8 protein-coding genes (1 of these 8 cut by a window edge) are annotated in these 18626 nt (G+C 66.6%); 4 read left to right on the plus strand and 4 right to left on the minus strand.

Annotated features, from left to right (window positions below):
- The 4 genes from Q1L50_RS01380 to Q1L50_RS01395 form a co-directional block, all read right to left on the minus strand.
- On the minus strand, positions 1 to 11517 hold the 5' end (the start) of the coding sequence (locus Q1L50_RS01380; RefSeq protein WP_300335346.1) for a CARDB domain-containing protein. Its footprint begins 24948 nt before the window's first position; 11517 of the gene's 36465 nt are visible here — the first part of the coding sequence; its start codon is at positions 11515 to 11517; its stop codon lies off the left edge, out of view.
- 478 nt (positions 11518 to 11995) lie between these two features.
- Entirely contained in the window at positions 11996 to 12727 is a 732-nt protein-coding gene (locus tag Q1L50_RS01385; RefSeq protein ID WP_300335348.1) for a hypothetical protein, read from the minus strand.
- Between the two features lie 94 nt (positions 12728 to 12821).
- Positions 12822 to 13577 (minus strand): SapC family protein, encoded by a 756-nt coding sequence (locus Q1L50_RS01390; RefSeq protein WP_300335349.1) that lies wholly within the window; start codon positions 13575 to 13577, stop codon positions 12822 to 12824.
- Positions 13578 to 13759: 182 nt separating this feature from the next.
- Positions 13760 to 14707 (minus strand): CysB family HTH-type transcriptional regulator, encoded by a 948-nt coding sequence (locus Q1L50_RS01395; protein WP_300335351.1) that lies wholly within the window; start codon positions 14705 to 14707, stop codon positions 13760 to 13762.
- 107 nt (positions 14708 to 14814) lie between these two features.
- On the opposite strand from Q1L50_RS01395, the gene Q1L50_RS01400 reads away from it, so the two are divergent.
- From Q1L50_RS01400 to Q1L50_RS01415, 4 genes are all read left to right on the plus strand, one after another.
- A complete protein-coding gene (locus Q1L50_RS01400) occupies positions 14815 to 15591 on the plus strand; it encodes a sulfite exporter TauE/SafE family protein (RefSeq protein WP_300335353.1) in 777 nt (258 codons plus the stop codon).
- A 67-nt stretch (positions 15592 to 15658) separates the two neighbouring features.
- Positions 15659 to 17368 (plus strand): nitrite/sulfite reductase, encoded by a 1710-nt coding sequence (locus Q1L50_RS01405; RefSeq protein ID WP_300335355.1) that lies wholly within the window; start codon positions 15659 to 15661, stop codon positions 17366 to 17368.
- Entirely contained in the window at positions 17361 to 17882 is a 522-nt protein-coding gene (locus tag Q1L50_RS01410) for a DUF934 domain-containing protein (RefSeq protein ID WP_300335357.1), read from the plus strand. The genes Q1L50_RS01405 and Q1L50_RS01410 overlap by 8 nt, the downstream gene beginning before the upstream one ends.
- Complete coding sequence (locus Q1L50_RS01415) at positions 17879 to 18610, plus strand: phosphoadenylyl-sulfate reductase (RefSeq protein WP_300335358.1); 732 nt, start codon at positions 17879 to 17881, stop codon at positions 18608 to 18610. The genes Q1L50_RS01410 and Q1L50_RS01415 overlap by 4 nt, the downstream gene beginning before the upstream one ends.
- The last annotated feature ends 16 nt before the right edge of the window (positions 18611 to 18626 follow it).

The raw sequence follows: 18626 nt of genomic DNA on the forward strand, positions 1-18626 counted from the left end.
CTTTTCGCCAGTGCTCAGGTTACGGACGATCAGGCGGTCCTTCCAGCTCGCCGGGGTGGCGGTCAGGCCGTCGTTGCGGTCGTCCCAGAACACCGTGACGCTATCGCCGGCGGTGGCTGTGGCGGCTGCGAGGCGCAGATTGAGTACCCGCAGGTCGGGTGCCGAGGCGACCACCAGACTGGCGCCGTTGTTGGTCTCGGCGGTATCGCTGGCGTTGCTTTCGAAAATCTCGCGATCGTCGTCGGTGCTCACCAGGAATTCGAACTGGCCGCTGCCGGCGGCGCCGGCCGGCCAGCTGAAAGTGAAGCTGCGGTCGATGGAGCCGCCGGCAGATAGCGTCCCGGCGACTGCCGGCAGATAGCGGCTGCCGGCGTTGAGCAGGGTCGCACCGGTGCTTACGTTGCGCACCACGATGCGGTCGTTCCACGCGGCGTCGACCGCGACGCTGCCGCCGTTCCTGACCCGCCAGTTCACGGTAACGCTGCTGCCAGCCGCCCAGCCGCTGCTCGGGGTCACCGCCAGCGCGTCGACCTGCAGGTCTGGATACGGCGTCGCCGCGGCCAGCGCACTCAGGCTGGCGCTGTTGTTCAGCTCGGCGACGCCGGGCTCGGCGACGACGTTGGTGACATCGGCGGCGACTTCGAAACGCAGATTGCCGGTACCACTGTTGCCCGGCGGCAGGCCGACCAGCACCTGCCGGGCGCGACGCGCGCCAGCCGCCAGCGGATCGTCGGCCGCGGCGCCGAGGTCGGCGTAGTCCACCAGCAGGTTGACGATCAACTCGCCGCCACGGTCCATGTTGCGCACCAGGATCCGGTCTTTCCACGGCGCGTTGGCCGGCAGCGTGCCGGTATTGCTCACCTCCCAGCCGAGCAGCACCTTGCCGCCGGCGACGAGGCCGCCACCGACCGGCGTCAGCGCCAGGTTCTCGACTTGCAGATCGGGACCGGGCGCGGTGCCGAGGCCGGCCAGGATGACCCTTTCCGAGATCGGCGACGGCGAGACATTGAGCGTGTAGTTGGACGTGCCGCTCTCGTGGTAGCGGCCCTCGACGAGCAGCGTGTACATCCCGTCGAAGTCCAGCGTGGTGACGTCGACGTCGTTGTAGTAGAAGTGCGTCGGCCCCCACACGGTGTTGCCCCACGGGTCAAGCAATCGCCATTCGGTGTAGTAGGCGCCGCTGAAGCTGACCCGATCGAAGTAGAAGCGGTCGCCGGCGGCGGCGTTGAAGCGGTAGATGTCGGTCGAGTTGGCCGGGTTGAGCTGGCTGCTGACCGGCGTGCCCGGCGTGATCAGCTGCCCCGCGGCGAGGTCGAGCAGGCGCAGGGCGTAGGCGCCGGTGGTGTCGCCGCTGGCGTCGACGGTCAGCGTGTAGTCGCCCGGCACCAGGTCGAGCAAGGACAGCCCGTTGGCGCCGTCGGTCGCGCCGAAGGAACGGTTGGACACCTCGATACCGCGCGGCCCGCTGAGGCTCCAGGAGAAAGCGGTGTTGTTGGTCAGCACGTCGACATAGACCTGCCTGGCCTCGGTCAGCGTGAAGGTATGCAGGCCGCGCTGCCCGACGCTGGCGATGACGCCGGCGACCTGCGCATTCAGGCTCATCGGCGTGACCGGATCGACGACCGGCTGGACGTTGATGGTGTAGGTCGAACTGGCCGCCTCCTCGTGGTAGCGGCCTTCGACCAGCAACGTGTAGCGACCGCTGAGCGGCATCGTCGCGACGTCGACGTCGTTGTAATACATGTGGGTGGGGCCCCACAGCGTCCGCCCGGTGGGATCGAGCAACTGCCAGTCGGTGTAGTAGCCACCGCTGAAGTCGACCCGGTCGAAGTAGAAGCGCTCACCGGCGACGGCGTCGAACCAGTAGACGTCGGTGGCCTTGCCGGGCGCCAGCGTCCGGTCGACCAACGGCGTACCGGGAACGATCTGCGTGCCCGCCGCCAGGTCGAGCAGGCGGAAGGCGTAAGCGCCGGTGGTGTCACCGCTGCCATCGACGATCAAGGTGTAGCTGCCCGGCGCCAGATCGATGATCGAGCGCCCGTTGGCGGCGTCGCTGGCGGCGAACGCACGTCCGGAAACGACCGTGCCGCGCGGCCCGCTCAGCGTCCAGTTGAGGCTGGTGGTGTTGCTCAGAACGTCGAAGTAGACACGCTTCGACTCGCTGCCGGCGACCTCGAAGTCGAAGCTGTAGACCTCGCCCGGCTTGCTCAGGTCTGCGTCGACGCGCTCGCCGACGGCGATCGGCGTGCTGGCGCCAGCGTCGATCCTGCGCGCGTTGATCGTGTAGTTCGACGCCGTAGCCTCGTGATAGCGACCTTCGAGCAGCAGGTAGTAGGTTCCGGTGTACTGCAGCGTCGTCAGGTCCACGTCGTCGTAGTACATGTGCGTCGGGCCCCACACCGGGCGTCCGAAGGGGTCGATCAGCCGCCAGTCGGTGTAGTAACCGCCACTGAAACTGACCCGGTCGAGGTAGAAGCGCTCGCCGGCGAGCGCGTCGAAGCGGTAGATGTCGGTCTCGTTGCCGGGGCTGAGAGTGCCGCTGGTGTCGGTATCCGGCGTCAGCACCTCGCCCTGATCCATGTCCATCAGCTTGAAGCCGTACGCGCCGGTGCTGCCGAAAACGGAGAGTACGTAGTCGCCGGCCACCAGGTCCATCAGCGACAGTCCCTGGTAGCCGTCCGAAGCGGTAAAGCTGCGCCCGGCAACGACCGTTCCGCGCGGCCCGGTCAGGGTCCACTGCAGGCTGCTGTTGTTGGTCAGTGAATCGAAATAGGCGCGCGTATCGCCGGCAAGCGTGAAGCGGTAGCGGTCGACTTCGCCGCTGGCGGAAAGCGTACCGCTCACCGGCGCGGTACCGAGGGTCAGGACCGGCAGATCCTCGGCGCTGCCGGCGACCACCGCGACGCCGATGTTGTCGAGGTCGTTATCGGCGCGCCAGCCGCCGTTGCGCGCGCCGAAGGCCATCCGGCCGTCGTAGGCCTGCATGGCGCCGATGAAGTAGTCCTCGACGACCGCCACTTCACTACCACCGGCAGGGGTCAGGAATACCGAGACCTTGCTGCCGCCGGCGACCGCCGTCATGACGACACGCGCGTGCTGGAAATCGCCGCTGTCGAGGCGGAAACCGGCGACGTTGAATTCGGCGTACTTGCGACCGTCGAAATGCAGCGAGACGTGGTTGTCGCTGACCTCGCCGTTGTTGACCGGGTCGAAGCCGACGCCGAAGCTGCCGGCCAGGTTGACCTCTTCGCCGAACTGCGGTGCCGGGCCACTGTTGCCCCAGACGTCTGAGTTCAACCAGGCGAAGCCGATGCCATCGCCCTGATTGCTGACCTTGCCGATCCGGAAGTCGAAGTCGACCGTTACCGTCGCCGGAATCACACCGGCGCCGGCATTGTTGAAAGCGATCGTGTTGTAACCCGTCACGCTGCCGGGCAACAGGCGCAGGAAGTTGCCCGACGGACCACCGGCGACCACCGCCGGCGCCGAGTTGCTGAAACTGGCCGGCGCCCACGGCAGGCCGGCGGCGTCGAAATCCTGGCTGCTGTGACCGCCGCTGTCGGGCAGCGCGGTGTCGGCTATCCGGAAGCTGTAGTCGAGGGCGTTGGTCTCGCTGACCCGCCCTTCGAGCAGCAGATAGTAGGTGCCGGTGAAGGGTATGGTGACCGCGCCGGTGTCGGCGAAGTTGCTCGGCCCGAAAACGAGCCCCGAATAGGGGTCGATCAGGCGCCAGAAGGCGCTGTCGCGGCTCTCGCTGATCATCTCGAAAGCCAGGCGGTCGCGGGCGCTGGCGGAAAAGCGGTAGAGCTGCGTCCTGCTGCCGGGCTGCAGGCTGCCGCTGACCTCGGCGCCAACGGCGATGGCACTGGCCGCGGACAGGTCCATCAGCCGGAACTCGAAAGCGCCGGTAGCGTCGCCGACGCCGTCGACGACCAGCGTGTAATCGCCGGCGACCAGATCGAGGACCGGGCTGCCAGCCAGGTCGGCCGAGTCGGATTGGTTGAAGGCTCGGCTGCCAACGACGTTGCCGCGTGGCCCGCTCAGCGACCAGTTGAGGTTGGCGTCGTTGGTCCGCGAATCGAAATAGACGACCTTGTCGCTGCTCAGGCTGAAGGTGTGGGACCGCCGCTGGCCGACGTTGGCGATGCTGCCGACAACGTCGGAGTCGAGCGCGATGGCGCTGGCACCGTCGTTGGCCGGCTGGACCTTGAGCGTGTACGACGAATGGCTGCCTCCCCAGTAATTGCGTCCCTCGATCAGCAGCGTGTAGGTGCCGGGGTAAGGAAGCGTCGTCTCGACGTCGTTGCTGTTCGGGTTGTTGACCGCGCTCGGGCCGAATACCGTCGCCCCCCACGGGTCGAGCAGGCGCCAGTAGGCGTCGGCACCGCTGCGGCTGATCGCGTCGAAGAACCAGCGCTGACCGGGCGTGCTGACGTCGAAGCGATAGGCGTCGGTTCGCCGACCCGGGTTGAGTCCACCCGCAACCGCCGTACCCGGGGTCAGGACATCGGCGTCGCTCAGGTCGAGCAGGCGGAAGGCGAATGCTCCGGTGCTATCGCCCCGCGGGTCTACGGTCAGCGTGTAGTCGCCCGCGGCCAGATTGTAGAACGACGATCCGTCTTGTGAATCGCTCTGGCTGAACGCGCGGTCGGAGACCACCAGGCCACTCGGGCCGGACAGCGACCAGCGCATGTCGGAGCTGCTGCTCAGTGAATCGAAGTACAGCAGCGCCGGTGCGGCAAGGCTGAAGCTGTGGTTCACGACCTGCCCGGGCTGATCGATGCGGCCGAGGACGATGCCGTCGGCGAGCGCCTTCAGCTGCGCCGGATTGGCGCCGCCGGAAAGGTCGCCGAGGGTCTCGCCGCTGCCCTCGTCGGCGTTCAGGTAGAGCACCAGGCCGGCCTCGTTGCCGTTCAGCGGCGTGTCCCTGGTGGCCTGGATCTGCGCCTGGGTGCGCGCCACGTTCCAGACTCGCACCTCGTCCAGCGCGCCGGCAAAGAGGTTGCTGTCGGAAGATTCGTAGCGCCCGCCGCCGACCAGCAGCGGCTGGTCGTAGGCGGTCGATGGCGTCGTCCCGATGCCGTCGCGGCCGGCCGCCTGGTCGCCGTTGACGTAGATCCGCAGACTGCCGCTGGCGCGGTCGATGGTCCCGGCGACATGCGTCCATACGCCGGCCTGGACCAGGCCGGCGGCGGTGCTGGTGTAGCGCGTATCGGAGCCGAAGAGCAGCGAGCCGTCGCTGTTAAGCCACATCGAGTAGCTTCGCCGCCTCCAGTCGCTGCTGGCGTCGCCCTTGTAGAAGATCGGCTGCCAGGTGTTGGTGAACTGATCGAGCTTGATCCAGGCTTCGACGGTGAGGCTGCCGGTCAGGTCGATGCTGCTGCTGTTGCCCACCTCCAGGTACTGGAAACCGTTGAGATCGATGCCACCCGCAAGCCGCCCGCCTGGCCAGTTCGCCGCCATTCCCGAGGCGACCCCCGGCGCAATGGCTACCGTCTGGTCGACCACCGTGCCGACGCGCAAGCCATAGCTGGAACTGCCGGCACCGGCGTCGCGGCGCCCCTCGACGAGCAGCGTGTAGACACCGGCAAAGGGCATGGTCTGCAACTGAACGTCGTCATTGGGCAGGTAGTTCGGGCCCCACAGTGTGCGGCCCCAGGGGTCCAGCAGGCGCCAGAAGGGTACGCCGCCGCTGTTGGCGGTGACGTCGAAGTACAGCCGGTCGCCGGCATTGGCGCTGAATTGGTAGGCGTCGGTCCGGTTGGCCGGCGTCAGCTGACCGTTGACGATGGTATCGAGAGCCAACGCTTGGGCACCCGCCAGGTCGACCAGCCGGAAGCCATACTCGCCGGTGCTGTCACCGACACCGTCTACCCGCAAGGTGTAGTCGCCGGCCACCAGATCGAAGACGCTCAATCCGTTCTGCGAATCGCTGCTCTGGAACGGGCGATCGGCAACCAGCGTGCCGCGCGGCCCGCTCAAGTACCAGCGCAGCGTGTTGTTGTCGGTCAGCGAGTCGAAATAGAGACGCGTGCTTTCGCCGAGCGTGAACCGGTAGTAGTCCTGCTGACCGAAGTCGATGCGACCGGTGACGACGCCCGGCGTACTCGCCCACGGATGGATGATCTGCCCGGCATTGCCGCGACCGCTGCCGTCGGCGAGCGTCGCGCCGCTGGTCTCGTCGGCTTTCAGGTACATCAGCAGCCCGGCTTCATTACCGACCAGGGCGTGGTCCTTGTTGGCGGCGATCTGCTGCGCGCCGCGCACGCTGTTCCACAACCGGACGTCGTCGACCGCGCCCTGCAGCACGGGATAGCCTTCCAGGTTACTGCCGATCAGCAGCGGATTGCCATTGGCACTCGCAGCGGTCGTCGACAGAGCGCCGCTGGCGGCCTCGACGCCGTCGAGGTAAATCTTCATCACACCGGTCGCACTGTCGCGGTCGAGCACCACCGCGACGTGGTGCCACTGGCCGGTGACGACACTGCCGGCGGCAGTGCTGATGTTGTTGTTGGCGTTGTTGCCGGTCGACAGGTGCAGGTAGCCCGCCGAATTCAGCCACAGCGTGTAGGTCCGCTGGTTGCTGTTGCCGTTGCCCTTGTAGAACAGCGCCTGCCAGGTGCTGGCATACGCGTCGACCCTGAACCAGGCTTCGAGAGTCAGCGAGCCGGTCAGGTCGAGGTCGCCGGTGTCGGCGACCTGGGCGTAGCGCAGGCCATCGAGATTCAGCGCGCCGTCAATCGGTCCGCTGCTGCCGAACTGGTCGACGCCATGGCTGACGCCGGGAACGATATCGACGAAGTCGTCGGTTATCTCCAGCAGCTTGAAGCTGTAGTCCACATTGGCGCTGTACTGCGTATCCCAGATGCGGCCTTCGACGATCAGCGTGTAGGCGCCACTTTCGCCGAGCGTGAAGACGTCGACGTCGTTCAGGCTGGTGGGACCGAAAACCTGGCGACCGTAGGGATCGAACAGGCGCCAGGTCAGCCAATCGGCGCCGACGCCGCCGCTGAGGTTCTGGCGATCGATGGCGTAGCGCGTACCGGCCGTGGCGTTGAAGGTGTAGACGTCGGTCTCGTTGGCCGGGTCGAGCTGGCCGCTGACCACGCTGTTGCTGGCAAACGCGGTCGCGGCGGCGACGTCGAGCATCCTGAAGCTGAACTCGCCGGTTTGATCGCCCTGCGGATCGAGCGTCAGCGTATAGTCGCCGGCGACGAGATCGAGCAAGGGGCTGGCGGTGCCCAGTTCGTACGACTCGGAACCGTAGAAACGGCGGTTGCTGATCTCGGTGCCACGCGGCCCGGTCAGCGTCCAGTAGATATCCGGATTGGCGTTGTTCGGCGACAGGCCGTCGAACAACAACTGGCGCGCGTCGGCGAGCGTGAAGCGGTAGCTGGCGCGCTGCCCCGGCGCACCGAAGCTGCCACTCACCGCCTGGCCCAGCGTCAGGCTGTCGCTGATGTCGACGACCCGCTGCATGTTGAAACTGTAGGCATTGGCCGGCGCGCCGTTGCCGACCCGGCCTTCGACCAGCAGGTAATACGTGCCGGACAGCGTGAAGGCACTCATCTCCTGGTCTTCGGGCCAGACGTAGCCGCCGCCCCAGACCTGATTGCCCTGCGGATCGATCAGGCGATAGGTGGTGTTGTAGTAGTCGCCGTAGCTGATCCGGTCAAAGTAGTAACGCTCGCCGGCGACAACGTCGAACCTGTAGAAGTCGGTGACGCGGGCGCTGCTCAGGCTGTCGCTGACCGCCGTGCCAGCGATCAATCCGGCGGCTTCGCTGGCCACGTCGACCAGGCGAAAGCTGTAATCGCCGGTGGTGTCGCCGCTGCCGTCGAGGGTCAGTGTGTAATCGCCCGCGGCCAGCCGCAGCAGCGGGTTGCTCTGGCCCAGTTCGTACGAGTCCGAGTTCTGCAGATTGCGACTCAGGAGGTAGCCGTCCGGGCCGCGCAAGGTCCAGGCGACGTTGCTGTTGCTCAGGCTGTCGAAGTAGAGCAGCGTCTCGTCGGCCAGCGAGAAGGTGTAAACAGCCTGCTGACCGGCATCCGCGATGTTGCCGTTGACCGTCTCGCCGATGGTCAGCGCGCTGGCCGGGTCATCGACAGCCGGCTGGACATTGAAGCCGTAATCGAAGCGGGCGACCGAACCCGTGCTCCAGATCCGCCCCTCGATCAATAGCGTATAGACGCCGGCAAACTCCAGCGTGCTGACGTCGACGTCGTCGTTGAAATTGGCCGGACCCCAGACCTGGCGACCGTAGGGATCGAGGAATCGCCAGCTGACCCAGCCCGAGTAGGCCGGGCTGAACGTCTGCCGGTCGAAGAAAACGCGGTCGCCGGCGTTGGCGGTGAAACGGTAGACGTCGGTTTCGTTGGCCGGATCGAGGCTGCTGCTGACCGGCGTTCCGGGCGTCACCGTCGTGCCGTCGGCCAGCTTGAGGACGCGGAAGCTGTAGTTGCCGGTGGTATTGGCGGCACCGTGGATACGGATCTGATACCTGCCGGCCAGCGGCACGTCGACCACCGGGTTGCCGCTGCCAAACTCGTACGACTCCGAGTAGTAAGTGCTGCGATCGGCGACCTCGGTACCGCGCGGGCCGACCAGCGACCATTGAAAACTGCCGTCGTTGTTCGGCGCAAAGCTGTCGAAGTAGAGCTGCGTCGGACCCGTCAGGTCCAACAGGTAATCGTCCACCTCGCCGGCGGCGCTCAGCGTGCCGGTAACTGTCGCACCCAGCGTGATCGCCGTCCCGGTCAACGCGGGGACCGGTACATTGCCCTGATAAGCGAGCTTGAAGCCGTAGGCGACGTCGTCGGTTTCCCAGCTGCGGCCCTCGACCAGCAGGTAGTAAGTGCCGCCGAGACGCAAACCGGTGACTGGCCGGTCAGCGAAGGACTCCGGCCCGAAGACCTGAAAACCGGTCTCGTCGAGCAGACGCCAGTACGGGCTGCCGCCATTCAAGGCGACGCGGTCGAACACCACCTGGTCGCCCGCCGTGGCGGTGAACTTGTAGACCCGGGTCATGCCACCCGGACTGAGCGTGTCGCTGACCTCGCTGTCGTAAGCGACGCCGCTGCTCGCCGTCGCCAGGTTGAGCAGGCGGAAGGCGTAGGCGCCAGTGGTGTCGAGAGTGCCATCGACGGTCAGGGTATAGGCCCCGGCGGCCAGATCCAGCACCGGATTGCCACCGTATTCGGCCGAATCCGAGTACACGAAACTGCGCCCGGCGACCTCGCTGCCACGCGGCCCGACCAGGCTCCAGTTGAAATTGTTGTTGTAGGTCAGCGAGTCGAACAGCAGCTGCGCCGGCGCAGCCAGCGTGAAGGTGTAGGAACGGCGCTGGCCGGGGTGGTCAAGATTGCCGTCGACCCGGGTATCGAGTGCCAGCGGCGCGCTGCTGTCGACGACGCGCTGCACCGTAAACTGGAAGTTGCTGGAATTGGCGTTGAAGATGCGGCCTTCCAGCGCCAGCACGTAATCGCCGCCGTCGGCCGCGGTGAATACGTCGACGTCGCTGGTAAACGACTGCGGCCCGTAAACCAGGCCCCCCTTGGGGTCGAAAAGGCGCAGCGAGACGCTTTCGCCGGACAGTCCCTGACTGTCAAAGAAGAAGCTCTCGCCGGCGACGGCCGAGAACCTGTACAGCCGGGTCTCCCTGGCGGGGGGGTTGGTCAGCGTGCCGTCGTTGGCCAGCGCCGAGCTGTCGGCAAAGGTGCTGCCAGCGTCGTTCATCCGCCAGTAGCCGGCCAGCGCGGCCTCGTTGCCTTGCAGACCCTGCTGATAGTGCGTGGCGATTTCCTGCGCGCTGCGCGCGACGCCCCAGACGCGGACTTCGTCGATCTGCCCGCGCCAGGGGTAGCTGCCAGCGGCTCCGGCGCCGATCCGCAAGGGCTGCGTCGAATGGTTGATCGTCGCCACGTAATCCTTGCTCGCCGCCAGGACGCCGTTCACGTACAACTTGAGCGTACTGCCGTCGTAGGTGCCGGCGACGTGCGTCCAGGTATTGTCGGCCAGATCCGCGCTGACTTCATTGGCCGAGTAGTTGTTGACGAAGAAATGGATACGGCCGTCGGTGTAGTTGCTCAGCCCGTAACCGTCCGACCAGCTGCTGTCGCTGCTCTTCATCAGCACCCCGCCCCAGTTGGGCAAGGCAGGATCCTTGTACACCCAGGCTTCGACCGTCAGTTGGGCCGGCCTGAGGCTCGCCGCGTCGGCCACCGCGACGTAGCAGTTGCCGCCGGCAACGGCCAGCGCGCGGTTGTCGGCGCCGGCGTCGGTCAGCGGTGCGCCGGGACTGTGGTGCGTCTGCGCCGCGCTGGCGCCGGCGTCACCGAGCGTGCCGGTGACCGTTGTGTTCACCGCGATCTCCTGCGCGGCGGCCAGATCGAGGAGGCGGAAGGCGTAGTCACCGATGCGGTCGCCCTCGCCGTCGACGGTCAGCGTGTAGCTGCCGGCACGCAGCAGGAGGCCGTTGTTGCCACCGAGCTCGTACGAGTCGGAAGACTGGAAACGGCGATCGGCAACGACCGTGCCGTTGGGGCCGCTGAGCGACCACAGCATGTTGTAGTCGGAGGTCAGCGAATCGAAGACGACTCGGGTATCGGCGGCCAGCACGAAGCTGTGGATGTCGCGCTGCCCCGCTTGCGCGATGCGGCCGGCGACCACGGCACCCAGGGCCATCGGCTGCGGCACGGGGTCGTCGAGCAGGGCGACGTTGAAGCTGTAGGCAGCGGCCCCGGCAGTGTAGGCGCGCCCCTCGATCAGCAGCGTGTAGCTGCCGTCGACGGTAAGCGTCAACTCGCCCAGGTCATTGTTCATGTGCGTGCGATTGACCACCGTGCGGCCGTAGGGGTCGATCAGCCGCCAGTAGATATCGCCGGCATTTGCAAAGCGGTCGATGAAGAAGCGCTGGCCGGCGGCGACGCTGAAGCGGTAAGCGTCGGTCTCGTTGGCCGGGTCGAGCTGCCCGTTGACCGTCGTGCCCAGCGTCAGCTCTTGCGCCTGGGCAATGTCGATCAGCCGGAAGCTGTACGCACCGGTGGTGTCGGCGACGCCATCGACGCTCAGCGTGTAGTCGCCTGCCCCCAGGTCGAGCGCGACGTTGCCGCTCAGTTCGTAGGAATCCGAAGCGTTGAAGCCGCGATCGCTGACCACCGCGCCACGCGGTCCTTCGAGCGACCAGCGCATGCTGGCATTGTCGGTCAGCGAGTCGAACACCACCCGAACCGTCTCGCTCAGCGTGAAGCCGTAGCGATCGGTCTCGCCGGCAACGTCGATCGACCCGTCGATCTGGGTCGCCGGTATGCTCGGCGTCGCGTCGAGCAGAATGCGCGACTCCAGCGCCTCGAAGCTCAGGCGCCCGTCGGTGGGAGGCAGAGCGACTGCGGGTCGTCTGAATGCCTTGGCCAGAAACTCGCCCAGCCACGCCAGCCCGCGGCGCGTCCGCAAGGGGTTTCGGGGCGCCGACCGGCGGGTCGACGACGGGGAGACTTCCTGGCGCGCTTTGCTATCCATCAGTCTTGCGACCGCAGCCTGGTCTCGGTAGCCAAGTCCCGGTATCCCATTCTTCTCTCCCGCTATCCACCTGGCACGAAAAAAAACAGCACGCGGCGTCGCGTCGCGCTCCTGCCGCCTGCCACAACGCCTGCCGATACGACGCCACTCCTACGGCAATTGTGGCCCAGCACGGCACTCCCCTGCGCCAACCATTTCACATTACGGCATACAAGCACAAGGCGACAGCGACAGGCCGATCCCCCGGTGTCAAGAGAGAAGCGCTGTAACTATAAGCAACATTTATTCCCAAGGGTGGACGAATTTGCCTGCTCTCGTTCAAGCGGGATTCGCCTTTGTCCCGCCGCTGCCAGCGGGCGCCCATTTCAGGACCTTCCGACAGATCTTACGATCCCGCGCGAGCATCCGTGGCACCCGACCGACGGGGCGAAGCGCTGCAGATTGTCTCTGTGACAGCTCGCCTTGCCGTCACCCCTGCTCAGGGCGAGTCCGGGTGTCCGCCTGGACGGTCCCGTCCCTTGAGCAGCAAACCGAGCAACAAGGCGACGACCGCGAAGGCCAAGCCGGTGACCAGCGTGAACACCACGACGGCCAGCGGCGCGGCCAGCAGCCAGGGCAGCGCGGTATCGTGATTGTCGGCACTCGAGAAAACGCGCTGGAAGGCAAGCTGCGCCGCCAGGTAGCCGAGAGGCACTGCGCAAGCCGCCGCGACGACCAGCTGCAGCAGCCAACGGCCAAGGTTCGAAGGCGCTTTCCCCGCATGCCCAGAGGCGCGTCGCCAGCGAACGAGCAGCAGCGCCAGGCCGCACAGCAGCAGACCGCCGACGGCCAGCAGCAGCGGCAACAGCCAACGCTCGACGCGCCCGACCCAGGCCAGATCCCGAGTTGGCGTGGACGCCGACCCGGACTCCGTCGCCTGGGCAACTGCCGTTCGCGCGGCGGGCAACGATCCGCCGCGACTGCGGCCTTGCTCCGCACCTTCGCAGCGCTCGTCGCCGGGCGGTCGAATCGTCCGCGCCGCTGCCGGGCACGGCCCATCGACGACGTGGCGCACACCGTTCACTTCGCAGATCGCGGCGTTGCGCAGCCGGCATTCCTGCGCGGGGTTCGGCACGTCGGCCCGGCAGACCCCAAAGGCAAGAAACGAGGATAGCAGCCAGCGGACGAGACGCACCGCGAGTCGCTCCGGAACGATGGTCCCGACCTTCACCCGGCCAGAGCTCGTTCCGCCGAACAAGTCGAAAGCCCCCGCCAGGGCGCGATCGATGGTCGTATCGTCGGCAGCGAGCAGTCGCCCGGCGATCTCAAACAGCCCCCTCTGCCGCAGGCTGCTCGGCGAGCGTGCCGAGCAGCCGGTCCTTGACCTCGTTGAAGTTGCGCAGCGAAGCGAGGTGCACGTAGAGCAGTTCGAGTTCGTCGTTCCTGGCCATCTGCTGCAAGGTCTCGCCGTCGAGCGCCCGCAGCTTGTCGCGACTGACGACCATGAAGCCGCCGAGCGACAGTGCCTCGCCCTTCGGCGTCGTGACCGTCGCCTGCATCGGCTCAAGCAGCCCCAAGTCCTTGATGTGGCTGCCGAACAGGCGCGTGCGCTCGAAATGCGCCTGGTACTCCTGCAGGAACTCTAGCACCTTGGTCACGTAGGGCGTCGGCTCGGCGTCGTCGCCGAACAGTGCGCTGCCACGACCTTCGCGGTTGAAGCCGGGGTGCGATTCGTCAATGCACAGCGTCAGCGACTTGCCGTCGGCGCTGGACGCGAAGACGAACGGGTAGCGGCGGATGAACGCCGGAATGTAGTCGGCCTTCCAGCGCAAATCGGCCGACAGATAGAGATTCTGCTCGTTGCGCACGCCGAGCACTGCCGCCGGCATCAGGTCGTCACCCTGGGCGGTGAACACGATCGCGTACTCGGCTGCCGCACGCGGGAACTCGATGGCCATCAGCGGCACCGCATTGATGCCGGCGCAGAAGGCGTAGCTGTCGTTCGTCTCGACGGACGCCCCGGCGTGGCGGGTGGTCGACACGGGCACGGCGGATTCATAGATCAGCAGCTGCTTGGACACGGACCGGATCTCCTCATCGGTGTCGGCATGCGGCGCACGCCATGATGCGTTTATAGCCGGTGCGCAGACGGTGTCAAGTGCTTCCAGCGGGAAGGTCCGGCTCTGTTCCGGAAGCCCCGCCAGCCAATCGACCCGCACGGCGGATCGCCGCTGCCCAGGACATGGTGCCAGGCAACGCCCGCTCAAAGCTGATACTCCTCCCCCGGTGGTGCGCCGGCGATCGCCATGTCAACCGCTTTCCTGGTCAGCTGCGGCGCAAAAAGTTCGATGAAATCGTATTCGTAGCGACGGATGTGGTTGCCGCGGCGCAGGCCGATGCGGGTGGTGTTCGAGCCGAAGAGATGCTCGGCGGGCAGCGCCTGCAGGCCGGCGTCGCGGGCCGGGTCGAAGGCCATGCTGGCGATGATCCCGAGGCCCAGGCCGAGGCTGACGTAGGTCTTGATGACGTCGGCGTCGATGGCGGTGAGCACCACGTTGGGCGTCACTTGCGCCAGCTCGAATGCCTTGTTGATCCGCGAGCGACCGGCGAACGCCGAGTCGTAGGTGATCAACGGCCAGCGCGCCAGGGCCGCCAGCGACAAGCGGGTCTCGCCGAGAATCGGATGCCCGTCGGGGGCGATCACGCAGTGCACCCACTGGTAGCAGGGCAGCATCAAGAGCTGCGGGTACTGGTCGAGCGCTTCGGTGGCGATGGCGATGTCGGCCTCGCCTTTCAACGCCCATTCGGCGATCTGCGTCGGATGCCCCTGGCGCAGCGACAGGCGGACCCTGGGATGCCGGTCGACGAAGTTCTTGACCACGCCGGGCAAGGCGTAGCGCGCCTGCGTGTGCGTGGTGGCAATGACCAGACTGCCCGAGTCGCCACCGGCGTACTCCTCACCGACGCGCCGGATGTTCTCGGCATCGCGCAGGATGCGCTCGGCGATTTCGAGTACCGCCCTGCCCGGCTCGGTGACCGCCGTCAGGCGTTTGCCGCTGCGCTCGAAAACGGACACCCCGAGTTCGTCTTCGAGCAGTTTGATTTGCTTGGAAATCCCCGGCTGCGAGGTGTAGAGCACAGCCGCTGCGTCCGAGACATTGAGCCCGCGGCGCGCCACTTCGACGAGATAGCGCAGTTGCTGGAGTTTCATTCTCGCCCTTAATCGCCATTGGTTATAAGAATCTAACTGAATATTCTTTTTCGATCAAATCGGGGGCTGCTACCATTCGCGCTCCTTTTCGCTGTGGCGTGTCACTCATGGACTGGATGTTCACCTTGTCGGGTTTTGTCGTCGGCGCCATCGTCGGTCTTACCGGCGTTGGCGGCGGCTCGCTGATGACGCCGCTGCTGGTGCTGGTCTTCGGCATCCACCCGGCGACGGCGGTCGGCACCGACCTGCTCTACGCGGCGATCACCAAGGCCGGCGGCACCGTGGTGCACGCCCGAAAGGGGCACGTCGACTGGCGCGTCACCCGGCTGCTGGCGACCGGCAGCATCCCGGCGGCGGCGCTGACGATCTGGGCGCTGTCGTTCCTGCCCAAGCAGAGCGCCGAGGTCTCGCACATCATGTCGGTCTCGCTGGGCGTCGCCCTGCTGCTTACCGCGTGCTCGATCATTTTCCGCCACAAGCTGCAGGACCATGCGCTGGCGCACGCCGGCGACAGCGCGCACACGCAGTTGCGGGCGCCGATCACCATCGCTTTTGGCGCACTGCTCGGCGTCCTGGTGACCGTCTCGTCGGTCGGCGCCGGGGCACTCGGTGTCGCCGTGCTCTTTTATCTTTACCCGCGGCTGCCGACGATCCGCATCATCGGCAGCGACGTCGCGCACGCGGTGCCGCTGACGTTGGTCGCTGGCCTCGGACACTGGCTGCTCGGAAGCGTCAACTGGACGCTGCTCGGCAGCCTGCTGCTCGGTTCGCTGCCCGGGATCTGGCTCGGCAGCCATGCCTCGGCCAGGGTTCCCGACCGCATTCTCCGCCCGATCCTGGCGTTCATGCTGGTCTTGATCGGCGGCAAGCTGATCGCCCAGTAGCGAGCCGACGGCCCCACCCCGGCCACGGCGCAGCCAGAGCCTCATCCATCAATAACAGGAGCGACCCATGTATCGCTACGACCGTACCGACCAACAACTGATCGACGAGCGCGTCAAGCAGTATCGCGGGCAGATCGCACGCCATCTGGCCGGCGAACTCTCGGAGGACGAACTGCGTCCGCTGCGCCTGCAGAACGGCCTCTACATCCAGCGCCACGGCCCGATGCTGCGCATCGCCATCCCCTACGGGATGCTCTCGTCGGCGCAGCTGCGCAAGCTGGCCGAGATCTCGCGCCGCTACGACCGCGCGGTCGGACACTTCACGACGCGCCAGAACATGCAGCTCAACTGGCCGCAGTTCGAGGAGACGCCGGAGATCCTCGCCGAACTGGCAAGCGTCGAGATGCACGCCGTACAGACCTCGGGCAATTGCGTCCGCAACATCACCACCGACCACTTCGCCGGCGTCGCCCCGGACGAACTGGAGGACCCGCGCCCGTACTGCGAGCTGCTGCGCCAGTGGTCGACCTTCCATCCCGAGTTCGCATTCCTGCCGCGCAAGTTCAAGATCGCGGTCAATGCGGCGGCGGCGGATCGCGCGGTGATCCGCGCGCACGACATCGGCCTCGACCTGGTCAGCGACGAACGTGGCGAAACCGGCTTCCGGGTCTTCGTCGGTGGCGGCCTCGGGCGCACGCCGATCCTCGGCAAGCCGATCCGCGACTTCCTGCCACGCCGGCATCTGCTCTCGTACCTCGACGCCATCCTGCGGCTGTACAACCGCTACGGCCGCCGCGACAACATGTACAAGGCGCGCATCAAGATCCTCGTGCAGGCGCTCGGCGCCGAGGAGTTCGCGCGCCAGGTCGAAGCCGAGTGGGCGCACCTGCGCGACGGCGAGACGACGGTCACCGACGCCGAGTTCGCGCGCCTTGCCGACCATTTCGCGCCACCGGCCTGGCTGACGCTGCCGGCTGAAGACCCGGCGCATGCCGCGCGCCTGCACACCGACAAGGCTTTCGCCAACTGGGTCAGGCGTTGCGTGCATGCCCACAGGACGCCGGGCTACGCCGCCGTGACGCTGTCGCTGAAGGCGCCTGGAGTCAATCCCGGCGACATCACCGAGCAGCAGATGATCGCCGTCGCCGACCTCGCCGATCGCTTCAGCTTCGGCGAGCTGCGCGTCAGCCACGAGCAGAACGTGGTGCTTGCCGACGTCGAACAGCGCGATTTGTACGAAGTCTGGCAAATCGCCCGCAGCCACCGCCTGGCGACGGCCAACATCGGTCTGCTGACCGACATGATCTGCTGCCCGGGCGGCGACCTGTGCGCGCTGGCCAACGCCCGCTCGCTGCCGATCGCCGCGGCGGTACACGACCGGTTCGACAACCTCGACTACCTGTACGACATCGGCGACATTTCGCTCAACATCTCGGGCTGCATGAACTCCTGCGGCCACCACCACGTCGCCAACATCGGCATTCTCGGCGTCGACAAGAACGACGAGGAGTGGTACCAGATCACCGTCGGCGGCCAGCAGGGCAACGCCGCGGCGATCGGCAAGGTGATCGGCCCGTCGTTCTACGCGCAGGAAGTGCCGGAGGTCATCGAAGCCTTGATCACGGTCTATCTCGAACAGCGAACCGCCAGCGAGCGCTTCATCGACACCTGGCAGCGGCTCGGCGCCGAGCCGTTCAAGGCCCGCGCCTACGCCGGCCGCGACCGTCGCCGTACCGCCAAGGTCGCGCCAACAGAAAAGGAAGTGGTCAATGCCTAGGATCATCAGGAACGAGCAGATCGTCGACGACAACTGGCAGGTGCTGACGCTCGCCGAAGGCGAAACGCCCGCGTCGGTCGCCCTGCCCGCCGAACCGGTGCTGCTGCCGCTGTCGGTGTGGCTGGCGCGCCGGGACGAGGTCGTCGCCGCGCACCGGCAACTCGGCGTCTGGCTGGACAGCGACCAGGGCCCCGAAAAACTGGCCGACGACATCGACCGTCTGGCGGTGATCGGCGTCAATTTCCCGAAGTTTACCGACGGTCGCAGCTACTCGACCGCCCGCCTGCTGCGCGAGCGCTATCGCTACACGGGCGAAATCCGGGCGCTTGGCGACGTCCTGCAGGATCAGCTGTTCTACATGCGCCGCTGCGGCATCGACGCCTTCGCGCTGCGCGCCGACAAGGACATTGAGCAGGCACTGGCCGGCTTGCGCGTCTTCAGCGACAGCTACCAGGCGGCGGTCGACCAGCCGCAACCGTTTTTCCGCCGGCGCGGCGCACAGGAGGCGGCATGAGCGTGCACGTCAATCTCGACGACCAGGCGCTGCTCACCGCGGTCGCCACCAAGGTCGACGCGGCGCGCCGCCTGCTGCGCGAGATCGCCGACGACTTCTCGCCGGCGGCCTTTGCCAGCAGCCTCGGCGCCGAGGACATGGTGCTGACCCATCTGATCGTCCGCGACCGCCTGGACATCGAGATCTTCTCGCTCGACACCGGTCGCCTGCCGGTCGAAACCTACGACCTGATCGCCAGGCTGCAGCGCCACTACGGCCTCAAGCTGCGCTTGTACTATCCGCGCCACGAACTACTCGAAGCGTGGACCCGCGAGCACGGCATCAACGCCTTCTACGAGTCGGTGGAACTGCGCAAGGGCTGCTGCCACATCCGCAAGGTCGAACCGCTGCAGCGCGCGCTGGCCGGCCGCAAGGCCTGGATCACCGGCATGCGTGCGCAGCAGTCGGCGACCCGCGAAGGCTTGCCGATCCGCAGTTTCGACGCCGGCAGCGGCGATCGCGGTCTGGAAAAATTCAACCCGCTCAGCGCCTGGAGCGAGCGCGAAGTGTGGGCCTACCTCAAGCTCAACCAGGTGCCGTACAACGCGCTGCACGACAAGTTCTACCCGAGCATCGGCTGCGCGCCGTGTACCCGGCCGGTAACGCCGGGCGAAGACGTCCGTTCCGGCCGCTGGTGGTGGGAAAATCCGGAATCGAAGGAATGTGGCCTGCACGTCCGGCACGCCTGAAAACCGGACGATTAAT

The sequence above is a fragment of the Accumulibacter sp. genome, from assembly GCF_029255145.1.
GTDB lineage: Bacteria > Pseudomonadota > Gammaproteobacteria > Burkholderiales > Rhodocyclaceae > Accumulibacter.

What these genes read in the sequence shown, in the direction of transcription:
- Q1L50_RS01395 (WP_300335351.1), bottom strand. Translation starts at nt 14,707, where the DNA reads ATGAAACTCCAGCAACTGCGCTATCTCGTCGAAGTGGCGCGCCGCGGG.
- Q1L50_RS01400 (WP_300335353.1), top strand. Translation starts at nt 14,815, where the DNA reads ATGGACTGGATGTTCACCTTGTCGGGTTTTGTCGTCGGCGCCATCGTC.
- Q1L50_RS01405 (WP_300335355.1), top strand. Translation starts at nt 15,659, where the DNA reads ATGTATCGCTACGACCGTACCGACCAACAACTGATCGACGAGCGCGTC.
- Q1L50_RS01410 (WP_300335357.1), top strand. Translation starts at nt 17,361, where the DNA reads ATGCCTAGGATCATCAGGAACGAGCAGATCGTCGACGACAACTGGCAG.
- Q1L50_RS01415 (WP_300335358.1), top strand. Translation starts at nt 17,879, where the DNA reads ATGAGCGTGCACGTCAATCTCGACGACCAGGCGCTGCTCACCGCGGTC.